The organism is Streptomyces sp. NPDC104761 (genome assembly GCF_055583445.1).
Window position 1 is genome coordinate 539,440 of record NZ_JBVJNZ010000001.1, and the last position, 14,431, is coordinate 553,870.

Annotated in this window: 13 protein-coding genes; 10 read left to right on the forward strand and 3 right to left on the reverse strand. The window is 71.1% G+C overall.

Going from position 1 to position 14,431, the window contains the following annotated elements; genetic code table 11:
• Nucleotides 1-20 precede the first annotated feature (20 nt).
• The 3 genes from ACZ63F_RS02500 to ACZ63F_RS02510 form a co-directional block, all read right to left on the reverse strand.
• On the reverse strand, nucleotides 21-722 hold the full coding sequence (locus ACZ63F_RS02500; protein ID WP_469707947.1) for a response regulator: 702 nt from the start codon (nucleotides 720-722) through the stop codon (nucleotides 21-23).
• Nucleotides 723-844: 122 nt separating this feature from the next.
• A complete protein-coding gene (locus ACZ63F_RS02505) occupies nucleotides 845-1,549 on the reverse strand; it encodes a CBS domain-containing protein (protein WP_469707949.1) in 705 nt (234 codons plus the stop codon).
• A 31-nt stretch (nucleotides 1,550-1,580) separates the two neighbouring features.
• Nucleotides 1,581-2,045 (reverse strand): Crp/Fnr family transcriptional regulator, encoded by a 465-nt coding sequence (locus tag ACZ63F_RS02510; protein ID WP_469707951.1) that lies wholly within the window; start codon nucleotides 2,043-2,045, stop codon nucleotides 1,581-1,583.
• A gap of 518 nt (nucleotides 2,046-2,563) precedes the next feature.
• On the opposite strand from ACZ63F_RS02510, the gene ACZ63F_RS02515 reads away from it, so the two are divergent.
• From ACZ63F_RS02515 to ACZ63F_RS02560, 10 genes are all read left to right on the forward strand, one after another.
• Nucleotides 2,564-3,985, forward strand: a complete 1,422-nt coding sequence (locus ACZ63F_RS02515) for an APC family permease (RefSeq protein ID WP_469709295.1) — start codon at nucleotides 2,564-2,566, stop codon at nucleotides 3,983-3,985.
• A 206-nt stretch (nucleotides 3,986-4,191) separates the two neighbouring features.
• Nucleotides 4,192-5,406: an arginine deiminase gene (locus ACZ63F_RS02520; RefSeq protein WP_469707953.1), complete on the forward strand. Its 1,215-nt coding sequence runs from the start codon at nucleotides 4,192-4,194 to the stop codon at nucleotides 5,404-5,406.
• A gap of 20 nt (nucleotides 5,407-5,426) precedes the next feature.
• Nucleotides 5,427-6,428, forward strand: coding sequence for an ornithine carbamoyltransferase (gene argF / locus ACZ63F_RS02525; RefSeq protein WP_469707955.1), 1,002 nt, complete (start codon nucleotides 5,427-5,429; stop codon nucleotides 6,426-6,428).
• Nucleotides 6,429-6,431: 3 nt separating this feature from the next.
• Nucleotides 6,432-7,355: a carbamate kinase gene (locus ACZ63F_RS02530; RefSeq protein WP_469707957.1), complete on the forward strand. Its 924-nt coding sequence runs from the start codon at nucleotides 6,432-6,434 to the stop codon at nucleotides 7,353-7,355.
• 150 nt (nucleotides 7,356-7,505) lie between these two features.
• Nucleotides 7,506-9,764 carry a formate C-acetyltransferase gene (pflB, locus tag ACZ63F_RS02535; RefSeq protein WP_469707959.1) on the forward strand — a complete coding sequence of 753 codons (2,259 nt, stop codon included), beginning with the start codon at nucleotides 7,506-7,508 and terminating at the stop codon, nucleotides 9,762-9,764.
• Entirely contained in the window at nucleotides 9,755-10,498 is a 744-nt protein-coding gene (gene pflA / locus ACZ63F_RS02540) for a pyruvate formate-lyase-activating protein (RefSeq protein ID WP_469709297.1), read from the forward strand. The genes pflB and pflA overlap by 10 nt, the downstream gene beginning before the upstream one ends.
• A gap of 278 nt (nucleotides 10,499-10,776) precedes the next feature.
• Nucleotides 10,777-11,406, forward strand: a complete 630-nt coding sequence (locus ACZ63F_RS02545; RefSeq protein WP_469707961.1) for a hypothetical protein — start codon at nucleotides 10,777-10,779, stop codon at nucleotides 11,404-11,406.
• 148 nt (nucleotides 11,407-11,554) lie between these two features.
• Nucleotides 11,555-12,490 (forward strand): universal stress protein, encoded by a 936-nt coding sequence (locus ACZ63F_RS02550; RefSeq protein WP_469707963.1) that lies wholly within the window; start codon nucleotides 11,555-11,557, stop codon nucleotides 12,488-12,490.
• Between the two features lie 30 nt (nucleotides 12,491-12,520).
• Nucleotides 12,521-13,543: an alcohol dehydrogenase AdhP gene (gene adhP / locus ACZ63F_RS02555; protein ID WP_469707966.1), complete on the forward strand. Its 1,023-nt coding sequence runs from the start codon at nucleotides 12,521-12,523 to the stop codon at nucleotides 13,541-13,543.
• A 5-nt stretch (nucleotides 13,544-13,548) separates the two neighbouring features.
• Nucleotides 13,549-14,421, forward strand: a complete 873-nt coding sequence (locus ACZ63F_RS02560) for a universal stress protein (protein WP_469707967.1) — start codon at nucleotides 13,549-13,551, stop codon at nucleotides 14,419-14,421.
• The last annotated feature ends 10 nt before the right edge of the window (nucleotides 14,422-14,431 follow it).

A 14,431-nucleotide genomic window follows, 5' to 3' on the forward strand; every position in this document is an offset into this window, starting at 1 on the left:
CCCTGACGGCCCGGCCCGTCTCACCGCGCCGGGCGTTCGCCGGTCTCCGGCTGCTCCAGGTGGGAGGCGAGGACGGCGGCCTGGACCCGGCGCTGCACGCCCAGCTTGGCCAGCAGCCGGGAGATGTGGTTCTTGACGGTCTTCTCCGACAGGTAGAGCCGCTTGCCGATCTCGCGGTTGGTCAGCCCGTCGCCGATCAGCGCGAGGATGTCCCGCTCACGAGGTGAGAGACCGGCGATCTCCGACGGCACGGCGGGACTGTCCGCGGGTTCCGCCCGCAGCGAGCGCATCAGGCGGGCGGTGGTGGCGGGATCCAGCATCGACTGGCCCGACGCCACCGTGCGCACCGCGGAGACCAGGTCGGAGCCCTTGATCTGCTTGAGGACATAGCCCGACGCCCCGGCCATGATCGCGTCGAGCAGGGCCTCCTCGTCGTCGAACGAGGTCAGCATGAGGCAGGCCAGTTCCGGCATCTGGTCACGCAGCTCCCGGCAGACCGTGATGCCGTCGCCGTCGGGCAGCCGTACGTCCAGGACGGCGACGTCGGGGCGCAGCGCCGGGCCTCGCGCGAGCGCGTGGTCGACGGTGCCGGCGTCGCCGACCACGGAGATGTCCGGCTCGGAGTCGAGCAGGTCGGCCAGGCCACGGCGGACGACCTCATGGTCGTCGAGCAGGAACACGCGAATCGGGTTCTGCTCGCTGAACGTGCGTGACTCCGGCATGGTGACCTCTCGTTCCCCGACGGAGGACAGACTTCGGGCTGTCCTTGACGCCGATCATCACGCGCCCGGATCGAATGTGCTAGGGCCGACCGGCCCAACCCGCCCGGAGTGTCCCCGCAGGATCACGCGGAGTCGACGGTCCCGACGCCCTCCCCGGGAGTCTTCTTCGGCTCGGCCGGACGGCCGCGGCCTGTGAGGTCGAAGTCCACGTCCACGACGCCCTCGACGGCGCGGACCAGCCGTGCCGCCACCGGTACCAGGGAGGCGTCCCGTACCCGGCCGACGAGCTTCACGAGGCCGTCCGACACGTCCACGCGCACCTTGGACTCCGGCGTGGGGAACAGGTAGGAGACGACCTCGCGCCGCACCTCTTCGGCGATCTCCTCGTCGGTGCGGAGGAAGACCTTGAGGAGGTCGGCACGGCTGACGACGCCTTCGAGCATGCCCACGGCGTCCACCACGGGAAGCCGCTTGACCTTCGCCCGGGCCATGGTCCGGGCGGCCTGGGCGAGCGTGGCGTCCGGGTGGACGGTGAGGGCGGGGGAGGTCATGAGTTCCTGCGCGGTCACCGCGCCGGCCTTCCTCAGTTCGGAGAGACGACGCAGCTGCGTGTACCTGTCGGGGTCGCTGTCGCGGAACTCCTCCTTGTGCAGCAGGTCGGCCTCGGAGACGACGCCGACGACGCGGTTCTCGCCCTCGACGACGGGCAGGGCGCTGACCTTCCAGTCCTGCATCAGCCGCACGATCTCCTTGAAGGTCGCCTCGCGACCGACCGCGGCGACCGTGTGGGTCATGACATCGCTGACGATGTGCGGCGTGCCGTGCATGGTCACTCCTTCGTCCTGTGCCGGGGAGGGTTCAGACAGCGCTGCCGGCGCCGTGCGGGGCGTACAGGTCCACAAGCCGCGTCCTGGTGGTGCGGAGACGGTGGGCGAGCACCTGACCGACCCACCGGCTGACGTCGTTGCCCAGCGCCGGGTCGTCCTCGCACATGGACCGGACGGCGGTGCCGTCGAACTCGTAGGCCCGTACCGGTGTGGTCGTCCCGGCGCCCAGGTGCCAGAAATGCGGGGCGAAGAGCCAGGACCAGCCGACCAGTTCGTTGTGCCCGAGGTTCTCGACGACGGTCGTGCGGCGACCGGGCATCTGGAGGTCGAGTTCGATGCTGCCGGTGCGGATGATCCAGAAGCGGTCGGCGCGTTCGCCCTCCTCGAACAGGCGGGTCTCCTGCGGGATGGACACCTCGCGGGCGAGGCGCATGAGCCGCTCGCGGTGTGCGGCGGACAGCGAAAGCGCCATGGTGGGGGTGGGCGAAGCGGTCATGGCCTGCCTCCGGGCGGATGTGTGAGTTTCCGGAGCCAGCGTGCGGCCACGGTCTCCGGGCGGGCCATGGGCCGCTCGGTCCACTGATCGGTCCGTTCGGTACCGCAGAGGGAATGTCGGTACGGCCCCGACGTGCGCCGCAAGGGGACGGTGCGCCTGTCTCCCGGCCCCGCGGTGGGGGTGACGGCTGATCGTCTTCTGGCCGCGGGACTTCGAGGCGTCGAAGCCCCGGGTGCTGACGATCCCTCAGAGCGGCCCACACGACCCGCGTCCAAGGCCGGTTGGGCTGCACGGACCTTGAGGACCGGGACCTTCGGCAACCGCGCGGGACCGTGTGGCCGCTGCCCCGATCCGGCATGGCGCAGAAGCATCGTTCGTGGCCGCGGCCCTCGCAGCGACCTGCATCGACCGCACCTCCAGCGACTTGCACAAGGAGCACAGCCATGTCCAGAACCACGACCAGTGGTGAGCGAGCGGCGCCCAAGGCAGCTCTCGGGCTGCCCGCCGCGTCCGCACTCGTGATCGGCAGCATCATCGGTACCGGAGTCTTCGCCCTGCCCTCGGCCCTCGCTTCCTACGGGCCGATCTCCCTGGTCGCCTTCGCCGCCGTGACCCTGGGCGCGCTGGCGCTCGCGTCGACCTTCGGTTCCCTGTCGAAGCGGGTCCCGGCGAGCGGCGGACCGTACGTCTACGCCAGGGAGGCCTTCGGTGAGTTCGCGGGCTTCCTGAACGCCTGGTCGTACTGGATCACCGCATGGGCCGGCAACGCGGCGATCGTCGTGGCCTGGGTCGGCTACGTCGAGGTCTTCGTGAACACCGGCCACAAGACGTGGATCTCGGTGGCCCTCGCGCTGGTCGGACTCTGGACACCCGCGGCGATCAACCTCACCGGGGTCCGCAACATCGGCGCGTTCCAGGTGATCACGACCGTGCTGAAGTTCATCCCGTTGATCTTCATGGCCAGCATCGGGCTGTTCTTCATCGACCCAGCCAACTTCGGTTCCTTCAACGCCGGAGGCCAGTCGGCGCTGGGCGCGATCTCCGCGGCGGGGGCCATCGCCCTGTTCAGCTACCTCGGGCTGGAAGCCGCCTCGGTGGTCGCCGGCCGGGTGCGCGACCCGGAGCGGAACGTGCCCCGTGCCACCGTCTACGGCACGCTCGTCTGCGCCGTCATCTACATCCTGGGCACCCTGGCCGTCTTCGGCACCGTCTCCCACGCCCAACTGGGTTCCTCCACCGCGCCGTTCACCGATGCCGCCAACAACATCTTCGGCGGCACCTGGGCCGGGAACGCCGTCGCCATCGCCGCGATCGTCTCCGGCATCGGCGCGCTCAACGGCTGGACCATGCTGTGCGCGGAGATGCCGTACGCCGCCGCCCGCGACGGCCTCTTCCCCGGCGCCTTCGCCAAGCTCCGCGGGCAGAGCGGCGTGCCGGCCTTCGGCATCGTCGCCTCCACCGTGCTGGCCTCGCTGATCACCGTGTTCAGCTACACCCGCTTCGAGGACGTCTTCACCAAGATCGTGCTCCTGAGTGTGCTCACCGCGGTGATCCCCTACCTCTTCTCCGCCGCCGCCCAGCTGTACTGGCTGCTGGTGCGCGGGCGGGAGAGCCTCAGCCCGCGTCGACTGGCCCGGGACGTGACCATCGCCGCCGTCGCCATGGCCTTCTCCTACTGGTCGATCCAGGGCAGCGGCTACCAGACCGTCTACTACGGCCTGTTCGTGCTGCTGCTGGGCCTGCCGGTCTACGTCTGGCTTAAGCGGAGCCAGGGCACCTACGGCGACGCGAACGCGGCGATCCCCCTCGCCCGCGCGCCGCGCGAAGGGCGAGCCCCCGAGACAGCGGTCCCGGCGCCGGTCAAGCGGATCTCCCGGGGGCTGGGCACCAACCGAGTCGGCGGCCCACGCAAGCGGAGCGTCCACCGCCACCAGGACTGACCGCCGTCACCGGGACTGACCGCCGTCACCAGGACTGGCCGCCGTCACCGGGACTGGCCGCCGTCACCGGGACTGGCCGCCGTCACCAGGACTGGCCGCCGTCACCGGGACTGGCCGCCGTCACCAGGACTGGCCGCGGTCATCTGGACAGACAGAGCCTCCCCGCCCAAGGCCGCCCCGTGCCCCACGCCAGAGGAATCAAAGCCATGAACACGTTTCACGTCGACTCCGAGGTCGGCCGCCTTCGCCAGGTGATCCTGCACCGCCCCGGCCTCGAACTCGCCCGCCTCACCCCGCGCAACGTCGACGCCCTGCTCTTCGACGACATCCTGTGGGCCAAGCGGGCCCGCGAGGAACACGACGCCTTCGCGCAGGTGCTGCGCGACCACGGCGCGCGCGTCCACTACTTCGCCGACCTGCTCGCCGAGACCCTCGACACTGCCGAGGCCCGCGACTGGCTCCTGGACCGGATCGTCACCCCGGCCGGCGTCGGTCCCGCCCTCGTCGACCCCGTGCGTGAGCTGTGCGCCGAACTCGACGGGGAGACGCTCGCCGGATACCTGATCGGCGGCATCCTCAAGAGCGACCTGCCGCTCGCGCCCCCGCACAGCCTGGTCTGGAACGCGCTCGACGCGGACGACTTCGCGCTCACCCCGCTGCCCAACCACCTCTTCCCGCGCGACAACTCGTGCTGGATCTACGGCCGTCTGTCGGTCAACCCCATGGCCAAGCTCGCCCGCCGCCGGGAGAGCCTGCACGCCGAGGCCATCTACCGCTTCCACCCGCTGTTCGCGGGCGTCGCCCCCGAACCGCTCCTGGACGGTGCGGTCGGCACCCTGGAGGGCGGTGACGTGCACGTCCTCGGCAACGGCGCCGTCATGGTCGGCATGGGCGAGCGCACCACCGCGCAGGCCGTTGAGAACCTCGCCGCCCGGCTGTTCGCCGACGGCACCGCGAACCGGCTGATCGCCGTCCAACTGCCCGCCACCCGCGCCTTCATGCACCTCGACACGGTGCTGACCATGGTCGACCGGGACGCCTTCACGATCTACCCGGGCCTCGCCGACTCGCTGCGCTCCTGGACGCTGCTGCCCAGCGGCACCCGCGAGACCGGCTTCGACGTCACCGCCGACTCCGACCTGGTCACCGCCCTGGCGGAGGCCCTGGACCTGGACAAGGTCCGGATGCTCTCCGCGCCGCAGGACATCCGGGGTGCTGAGCGTGAGCAGTGGGACGACGGCAGCAACTTCCTCGCCGTCGCCCCAGGGGTCGTCGTCGGCTACGAGCGCAACGTCACCACCAACACCTACCTCCGCAAGCAGGGCATCGAGATCGTCACCATCGCCGGCGCCGAACTCGGCCGCGGCCGGGGCGGACCGCGCTGCATGAGCTGTCCCATCGAACGCGACCCGGCCAACTGACGCAGCAAGGGAAAACCACCATGACCGTCGACCTCCGAGGCCGCTCCTACCTGAGCGAACTCGACTTCAACGCCGCCGAGATCCACCACCTCCTCACCCTCGCCGCCCACCTCAAGGCGGAGAAGCACACCCGCACCGAGCGGCCCCGGCTGACCGGCCGGAACCTCGCGCTGATCTTCGAGAAGACCTCCACCCGCACCCGCTGCGCCTTCGAGGTGGCAGCCGCCGACCAGGGCGCCCACACCACCTACCTCGGCCCCGGCGACACCCACATCGGCGGCAAGGAGTCCATCGCCGACACGGCACGCGTCCTCGGCCGCATGTTCGACGCCATCGAGTACCGCGGCTCCGACCAGGCGCTCGTCACCGAGCTCGCCGCCCGCTCCGGCGTCCCCGTCCACAACGGGCTCACCGACACCGCCCACCCCACCCAGAGCCTGTGCGACGTCCTCACCATGCACGAGCACAGCCGCAAGCCCCTGCAGGACATCGCCTACTGCTACCTCGGCGACGCCCGCAACAACATGGGCAACTCGCTGCTGTCCATGGGCGCGCTGCTCGGCATGGACGTCCGGATCGCCGCCCCTCGTCAGCTGTGGGCGGACGGCGGACTCGTCGCCCGGTGCCGTGAGCTCGCCGAGCACAGCGGAGCCCGGATCCTGCTCACCGAGGACGTCGAGACGGCCGTACGCGGCGCCGACTTCCTGCACACCGACGTGTGGGTCTCCATGGGCGAGCCCGCCGACACCTGGCGGGAGCGCATCGAACTGCTGCTCCCGTACCAGGTCAGCGACAAGACCCTCGCCCTCACCGGCAACCCCGACGTGAAGTTCATGCACTGCCTGCCGGCCCTGCACGACCGCGGCACCCGCCTCGGCCGGGACCTCTTCGACACCTACGGCCTGGACGGCCTGGAAGTCACCGACGACGTCTTCACCTCCCCGGCGTCGATCGTCTTCGACCAGGCGGAGAACCGGCTGCACACCATCAAGGCCGTGCTCGTCGCCACCCTGGAGGACTGAGCCATGCGCATCGTCGTCGCCCTCGGCGGCAACGCCCTGCTGCGCCGGGGCGACCGCCCCGACGCGGCCGTCCAGCAGGAGAACGTCGACCGGGTCGTCACCGCCCTGGCCGCCCTCGCTCACGAACACGAACTGGTCATCACCCACGGCAACGGCCCCCAGATCGGCCTGCTCGCCATGGAGAGCGCGGCCGACCCGGCGCTGACCGTCCCCTACCCCCTCGACGTGCTGGGCGCCGAGACCCAGGGCATGATCGGCGCCCTGCTGGCCCGCGCCCTGCACAACGCGCTGCCCGGCCGCCGCATCGCCACCCTGGTCACCCACACCCTCGTCCGGGCCGACGACCCGGCCTTCGCCTGGCCCACCAAGTTCGTCGGCCAGGTCTACGGCCAGGACGTCGCCAAGGCCCTCGCACGGCACCGCGGCTGGCGCATGGGGCTGGACGGCAAGGGCTGGCGCCGCGTGGTGCCCTCCCCGTTCCCGCAGGGCATCGTCGAGACGGAGACCCTCCACGAACTCCTCAACAGCGGCACGCTGGTGATCTGCGCAGGCGGCGGAGGCGTCCCCGTCACCGCCGACCAGGACACCGGGGCTCTCACCGGCGTCGAGGCGGTCGTCGACAAGGACCTCACAGCCGCCCTGCTCGCCGAGGAGCTGAAGGCCGACTTCCTGCTCGTCCTCACCGACGTGCCCTGTGTGTACGAGGGTTACGGCACCCCGGAGCAGCAGCCCGTGCTGGACGCCACCCCGGATCGGCTGCGCACCGCCGGCTTCCCCGAGGGCTCCATGGGGCCCAAGGCGGAGGCGACCGCCCGCTTCGTGGAACGGACCGGGGGGCTGGCCGCCATCGGCGCCCTGGACGCGGCGTACGAGATCGTCCACGGCAGGTCGGGCACCTTGATCCGTCCCGACCTCATGGCCGGCTGACGTACCGGAGCGGGGGAGCGGCTGGGCCGTCCGGCCCACGGGACCGGGGGCCGGACGGCCCGCCCACCGGCACTGTCCGGCACTCCCCGTGGCGATCACGGACGACAAGCATCGAACTGCAGGACATGTGCGAACCGAGGAGAGACGGCGATGACCACCACCGTGACAGTCGGCGACCGGGTCACCGAGGCCTGGCGAGGGTTCGACGGGACCACCTGGCGCGAGCGGATCGACGTGCGCGACTTCATCCAGGCCAACTACACCCCGTACGGGGGCGACGCGTCCTTCCTGACCGGCCCCACCGAGCGCACCCGCACGGTCTGGGGGAAAGTCAGCGACCTGTTCCCGGAGGAGCGCCGCCGGGGCGTCCTCGCCGTCGACACCGCCACCCCGTCCACGATCACCTCGCACGCGCCCGGCTACATCGACCGCGACCGCGAGCTGATCGTCGGTCTCCAGACCGATGCCCCGCTCAAGCGCGCGATCATGCCGAACGGTGGCCTGCGGATGGTGGAGAACGGGCTGCGCGCGTACGGCTACGAGGCCGACCCGTTCGTGACCACGGTCTTCGGTACCTACCGCAAGACCCACAACGACGGCGTCTTCGACGCCTACACCCCCGAGATGCGCGCCGCCCGCAAGGCCGGCGTCATCACCGGACTGCCCGACGCCTACGGCCGCGGCCGGATCATCGGCGACTACCGGCGCGTGGCGCTCTACGGAACCGACCGGCTGATCGAGGCCAAGAAGGCCGAGCGGGCCAGGCTCGACGCCTGCGCGTCCGGTACCGATGTCATCCGTGACCGGGAGGAACTCGCCGAGCAGATACGTGCGTTGGGCGAGCTGACCCAGATGGCGGCCGGCTACGGCTGTGACGTCTCCCGGCCCGCCACCACCGCCCACGAGGCCGTGCAGTGGCTCTACCTCGGCTACCTGGCCGCCGTGAAGGAGCAGAACGGCGCCGCGATGTCGCTGGGCCGCACCTCCACCTTCCTCGACGTCTACCTCCAGCGGGACCTGGCGGACGGGATCCTCGACGAGACAGGCGCCCAGGAACTGATCGACGACTTCGTGATCAAGCTGCGGATCGTCCGCTTCCTGCGCACCCCCGAGTACGACGCCCTGTTCTCCGGCGACCCGACCTGGGTGACCGAGTCCATCGGCGGCATGGGCGCCGACGGCCGCACCCTGGTCACCCGCACCTCCTTCCGGTTCCTGCAGACCCTGTACAACCTCGGCCCCGCCCCCGAACCCAACCTCACCGTGCTGTGGTCGCCCCGGCTGCCCGCCGGATTCAAGGAGTTCTGCGCCCGGGTCTCGATCGACACCAGTGCCGTCCAGTACGAGTCCGACGAACTGATGCGCCCGCGCACCGGCGACGACACCGCGATCGCCTGCTGCGTGTCGGCGATGCAGGTCGGCCGGCAGATGCAGTTCTTCGGCGCCCGGGTCAACCTCGCCAAGGCCCTGCTGTACGCGGTCAACGGTGGCCGTGACGAGATGACCGGCGAACAGATCGGCCCCGTGGCGCCCCCGCTGACCGGCCAGTACCTCGACTACGAGGAACTCTCGGCGGCCTACGACCACGTCCTGGACTGGCTGGCCCGGACCTACGTCAACGCGCTCAACGTCATCCACTACATGCACGACAAGTACGCCTACGAACGCATCGAGATGGCCCTGCACGACTACCCGGTGCACCGCTTCATGGCGTGCGGCATCGCCGGACTCTCGGTCGCCGCCGACAGCCTGTCCGCCGTCAAGTACGCCCGGGTGAAGGTGTTCCGGGACGCCACCGGACTCGCCGTCGACTTCCGCACCGAGGGCTCCTTCCCGGCGTACGGCAACAACGACGACCGCGCCGACGACATCGCCGTCGGCCTGGTGGAGTCCTTCATGGCGAAGGTCCGCCAGTACCCCACCTACCGGGGCGCCGAACACACCCAGTCCGTCCTCACCATCACCTCCAACGTCGTCTACGGCAAGCACACCGGCAACACCCCCGACGGCCGCCACGCCGGACAGCCCTTCGCCCCCGGCGCCAACCCGATGAACGGCCGCGACCGCCACGGCGTCGCCGCCTCGGCCCTCTCGGTGGCCAAACTGCCCTACGAGCAGGCCCGCGACGGCATCTCCCTGACCACGACCATCACGCCCGAGGGTCTGGGCCACAACCCGGCCGAGCGCGCGGGCAATCTGGTGGGCATCCTCGACGCGTACACGGCGGACGGTGGCTTCCACATGAACGTCAACGTCCTGGACCGGGCCACTCTGGAGGACGCGATGGAGCACCCGGAGAACCACCCCGACCTGACCATCAGGGTCTCCGGCTACGCCGTCAACTTCGTCCGCCTGACCCGCGAGCAGCAGCTCGACGTGATCAGCCGCACCTTCCACGGATCGCTGTGAGCCGCGTCCGGCGCGGCCGGATCCACTCCTGGGACCTGTCCACCGGCGTGGACGGTCCCGGGACCCGGTTCGTCCTCTTCGTCTCCGGCTGCCCGCTGCGCTGCCTGTACTGCGCCAACCCGGACACCTGGCACATGCGCGACGGCAAGGAGACGACCGTCGACGAGGTGATGGCGGAGATCGAGAAGTACCGCGCCTTCGTCACCACCGCAGGCGGCGGAGTCACCGTCACGGGAGGCGAACCACTGCTCCAGTCCGCCTTCACCGGCGAACTGCTGCGCCGCTGCAAGGAGGCCGGCCTGCACACCGCCCTGGACACCTCCGGCTACCTCGGCACCCGCGCCACCGACGAACTCCTCTCCCACACCGACCTGGTCCTGCTGGACATCAAGTCCTTCGACGTCCCGACCTACCGTCGGCTGACAGGCGGAGAACTCGCCCCCACGCTGAACTTCGCCACCCGTCTCGACCGTCTCGGCGTCCCGATGTGGATCCGGTACGTCCTGGTCCCCGGCTGGACGGACGAGCCGCACTCCGTCGAGGGCCTGGCCGGCTTCGTCGCCGCGCTCGGTTCCGTCGACCGCGTGGACGTCCTGCCGTTCCACAAGCTCGGCGCCGCGAAGTACGCCGATCTGGGGATTCCCTTCCCGTTGCGGGGCACCCCGACTCCGACACGGGAATCGGTCGAGCAGGTGCGGGAACAGTTCCGCGCGCACGGCCTGTCGGCGTACTGAACGGGGACGAAGCGGTCGGTCAGCTGCCGAGCCGCACCGGTCAGGTCTGTCTGGGGTTCTCCTGGGACCAGCGCCGGTACACGGCCACGGCCGTCGGGAGCGTCGGGAAGACCCGGTCCTCGCCGACCGAGTCCGCTGCGCCGGCCCCCAACAGCCCTCGCGAGCAGGGCCGTTCAGCCCCATGGTGACGGACCTTCGGCATCCGGTGGCGCCCGGCGTCCGGCACGAGAGTGAGGGACGTCAGGTAACGCCCCACCGCCCCGAAGGGAATCACCATCATGGCCGTGCACGAGCACCCGCACCGGACCTCCGGCCGCCACCTGCCGTCGTTCCGCAGGGGCCGGAGCGCCTCCGCGGCCGAGCCGGCCGTGTCGGCGCGCACCGGCACGCACACCGCGCGGGCCTACGCCTTCGCCTCCCTGCGCCTGCTGACCGGGTTCGTCTTCCTGTGGGCGTTCCTCGACAAGACCTTCGGCTTCGGCTACGCCACACCGTCCGGCAAGGGCTGGATCGACGGCGGCTCGCCGACCAAGGGCTTCCTCGGCTCCGTCGCCGCCGGGCCGATGGAGTCCACCTTCCACTCCTGGGCCGGCGACTCATGGGCCGACTGGCTGTTCATGCTCGGCCTGCTCGGTATCGGCCTCGCTCTGGTCGTTGGGGTCGCGCTGCGGCTCGCCGCCGTCGCGGGCACCGTGATGATGGCGCTGATGTGGATCGCCGAGTGGCCGCCCGCCAAGCACCTCTCCGACGGGTCGCCGAGCATGTCCACCAACCCGTTCGTCGACTACCACGTCATCTACGCCCTCGCTCTGGTCGTGCCGGCCGTTGCCGCCGCCGGGAACGCCGTGGGCCTGGGCAGGCTCTGGGCCAGGCTGCCGCTCGTCCGTGAGCACGGCTGGCTGCGCTGACCGACCGGACGCGCTGGGCCGCACGCGGCCCACCGCGCTGGGCCGCGCAGGGGACGGCCGGACCCCATGGGGGACCAGTGGCCCCTGCCCGAACACCCCCTCGAAGTTGACGCTGGAATCGCGTCCCCCGCCCCAGGAGGCAGAGACCATGCCCGGAACCATCACGATCGGCCTCGACGGATCACCGGAGAGCCGGGCCGCAGCGTGGGGGCACCTCCCACGCTTTAGGCAGTGGGGGAGGGCAGCCCGTGAGGCGAAGCTGCGCGACCTGGCCCTGAAGATCGTCCATGTCTGGGAGCCGGTCCCCGACCCGATGGCGCAGGCGCCGCTGGTCGGACCCGAGACCCAGCAGCACTGGACCGAGCGAATACCACGCGAAGCCGCCGACGGGCTCCGCCGGCGCCACCCCGGCGTCGAGGTGACCGTCGAGCAACTGTCGGGCACGCCCGGTGACGTGCTCGCCGAGGCGGCGAAGGACACCGAACTGCTCGTTCTCGGTTCGCGCGGCATCGGCGGCATCGGCGGCTTCATGGTCGGCTCCGTCGGACTGACCGCCGTGGCCCACACGGGGCGACCCGTGGTCCTGGTCAGAGCCGGGGAGCAGGCCGTCGACGAGCACGAGACGGACCCGGCGGGAGTTCCCTCCGTCGCGGCGCCCTTCCGGCCCGTCGTCCTGGGACTGGACACCGATCACCCCGACGGCACGCTGATCGAATTCGCATGCGAGGCCGCAAGGCTCCGCGCCACCTCCCTGCGTGTCGTGCACGGCTGGTTCCCGCCGCCGTACTACGCGTACGGGATGCCCGTGAATCCGCCCCTGCACGAAGCGCTCTCCCTGAGCGAGCAAAAGGCACTCGCCGAGGTGCTGCGCCCCTGGCGGCAGAAGTACCCGGACGTCGAGGTCGTGGAGGAGTCCCACTACGGCAGCGCCGCCGTACTCCTCGTCGACGCGGCACGGACGGCGTCCCTCGTCGTCGTCGGCCGGCGCATCCGGCGCAATCCCCTCGGCGCCCACATCGGCCACGTCACGCACGCCGTGCTGCACCACTCCACCGCCCCCGTCGCCGTCGTCCCGCACGACTGACCACCCCGATACTGCGAGGAGAGAACCACCATGAAGGCAGCAGTCGTACGAGCCTTCGGCGAGCCCCTGGTCATCGAGGAGCGCCCCGACCCCGAGCCCGGCCCCGGCCAGGTCCGCGTCCGCGTCGAGGCCTCCGGGCTCTGCCACACCGACATCCATGCCGCGCACGGCGACTGGCCGGTGAAGCCGAACCCGCCGTTCGTCCCCGGTCACGAGGGCGTCGGACTCGTCGAGAAGCTCGGCGAGGGCGTCACCCACCTGGCCGTCGGCCAGCGGGTCGCCGTGCCGTGGCTGGGCAAGGCGTGCGGGCGGTGCGAGCACTGCCTGTCCGGCTGGGAGACCCTGTGCGAGCAGCAGGTCAACACCGGCTACGGCTGCGACGGCGGGTACGCGGAGAAGATGCTGGCCTGGGCCGACTTCGCGCAGCCCGTGCCCGACGGCGTCAGCGCCGTCGACGCCGCCCCGCTGACCTGCGCCGGCGTGACGACGTACAAGGCGCTCAAGGTCGCCGGAGTGCGGCCGACCCAGCTCGTCGCGATCTCCGGCATCGGCGGGCTCGGCCACCTCGCCGTGCAGTACGCGAAGATCGCCGGTGCCACGGTGGCGGCCGTCGACGTCACCGACGAGAAGCTCGAACTCGCCACCGCGCTCGGTGCGGACCTCGTCATCGACGCCCGCAAGGACGACGTCGGCGAGGTCCTCAAGCGCCACGGCGGCGCGCACGCCGCGATCGCGCTCGCGGTGAACGACGCCGCCTTCGAGGCCGTCAACTCCGGACTGCGGCGCGGCGGCAAGCTGGTCATGGTCGCGCTGCCCGCCCACGGCACGGTCCGCGTCCCGATCTTCGACACCGTCCTGAACGGCACGAGCGTCATCGGCTCGATCGTCGGCACCCGCCAGGACCTCGCCGAGGTCTTCCAGCTGCACGCCGCCGGACAGACCCAGGTGATCTGCGAGACGCGCCCCCTGGCCTCCGTGAACGAGTCCATCGACGAGGTGCTGCGCGGCGAGGTCAAGGCCCGGATCGTCTTCGACATGGGCGCGGGGCGGTGAGGACGATGGACCTCCCCCTCGTCGTCGGCGTCGACGGCTCCGAGCCCAGCCTGCGGGCCGTCGACTGGGCGGCCGACGAGGCGGCCCTGCGCGGGGCGCCGCTGCGGCTGGTGTACGCCTCTCTCTGGGAGCGGTACGAGGGCTTCTCACTGGCCGAGGACCTGGGCAAGCCGTCCGAGCAGGTCATGGCCGAGGACGTCGTCCGGACCGCCGCACAGCGGGCCCACCAGCGCCAGACCGGTGTCAGGATCTCCACCGAGGTGCTGCCCGAGGAACCCGAGTACGCGCTGGTACATGAGAGCCGCAGCGCCTCCGCGCTGGTTCTCGGCACCCGTGGTCGCAGTGGTTTCGTCGACATGCTGCTCGGCTCGGTCAGCCTGGCCGTCGCCGCCCACGCGGCCTGCCCGGTGATCGTGCTGCGCGGCAGTCACGACAACCAGGTCCGTGCGGGAGATCACGGCCACGTCCTCCTGGGCGTCGGCGAGCGCGGGACGGATTCCGCCGCCCTGCGCTTCGCCGTCCAGGAGGCGAGGCTGCGCGGCGCGACCCTGGACGCCGTACGGGCCTGGCGGTGCCCGGCCCACGAGACCACCGACCACCCCCTGCTCGCCGGTGAACCCGCGCGGCTGCACGAACAGCACGCCGCCGAAGTCCTCGCCGACGCGCTGAAGGACGCCCCTGCCGATGTGAAGGTGCGTTCCCGCACGGTCGAGGGTCCGGCCCGCCGACTGCTCCTGGCCGCCTCCCACGAGGCCGACCTCCTGGTGGTCGGCGCCCGGCGCAACCCGGAGAACCTCGGACTCCAACTGGGGCGCGTCGCACATGCGGTGCTGCACCACTCCGCCTGCCCGGTGGCCGTCGTACCCGAACAGGCGTGAGCGCGGTGGC

What these genes read in the sequence shown, in the direction of transcription:
- ACZ63F_RS02550 (WP_469707963.1), top strand. Translation starts at nt 11,555, where the DNA reads ATGCCCGGAACCATCACGATCGGCCTCGACGGATCACCGGAGAGCCGG.
- ACZ63F_RS02510 (WP_469707951.1), bottom strand. Translation starts at nt 2,045, where the DNA reads ATGACCGCTTCGCCCACCCCCACCATGGCGCTTTCGCTGTCCGCCGCA.
- ACZ63F_RS02500 (WP_469707947.1), bottom strand. Translation starts at nt 722, where the DNA reads ATGCCGGAGTCACGCACGTTCAGCGAGCAGAACCCGATTCGCGTGTTC.
- ACZ63F_RS02545 (WP_469707961.1), top strand. Translation starts at nt 10,777, where the DNA reads ATGGCCGTGCACGAGCACCCGCACCGGACCTCCGGCCGCCACCTGCCG.
- adhP (WP_469707966.1), top strand. Translation starts at nt 12,521, where the DNA reads ATGAAGGCAGCAGTCGTACGAGCCTTCGGCGAGCCCCTGGTCATCGAG.
- argF (WP_469707955.1), top strand. Translation starts at nt 5,427, where the DNA reads ATGACCGTCGACCTCCGAGGCCGCTCCTACCTGAGCGAACTCGACTTC.
- ACZ63F_RS02520 (WP_469707953.1), top strand. Translation starts at nt 4,192, where the DNA reads ATGAACACGTTTCACGTCGACTCCGAGGTCGGCCGCCTTCGCCAGGTG.
- pflB (WP_469707959.1), top strand. Translation starts at nt 7,506, where the DNA reads ATGACCACCACCGTGACAGTCGGCGACCGGGTCACCGAGGCCTGGCGA.
- ACZ63F_RS02560 (WP_469707967.1), top strand. Translation starts at nt 13,549, where the DNA reads ATGGACCTCCCCCTCGTCGTCGGCGTCGACGGCTCCGAGCCCAGCCTG.
- ACZ63F_RS02505 (WP_469707949.1), bottom strand. Translation starts at nt 1,549, where the DNA reads ATGCACGGCACGCCGCACATCGTCAGCGATGTCATGACCCACACGGTC.
- ACZ63F_RS02530 (WP_469707957.1), top strand. Translation starts at nt 6,432, where the DNA reads ATGCGCATCGTCGTCGCCCTCGGCGGCAACGCCCTGCTGCGCCGGGGC.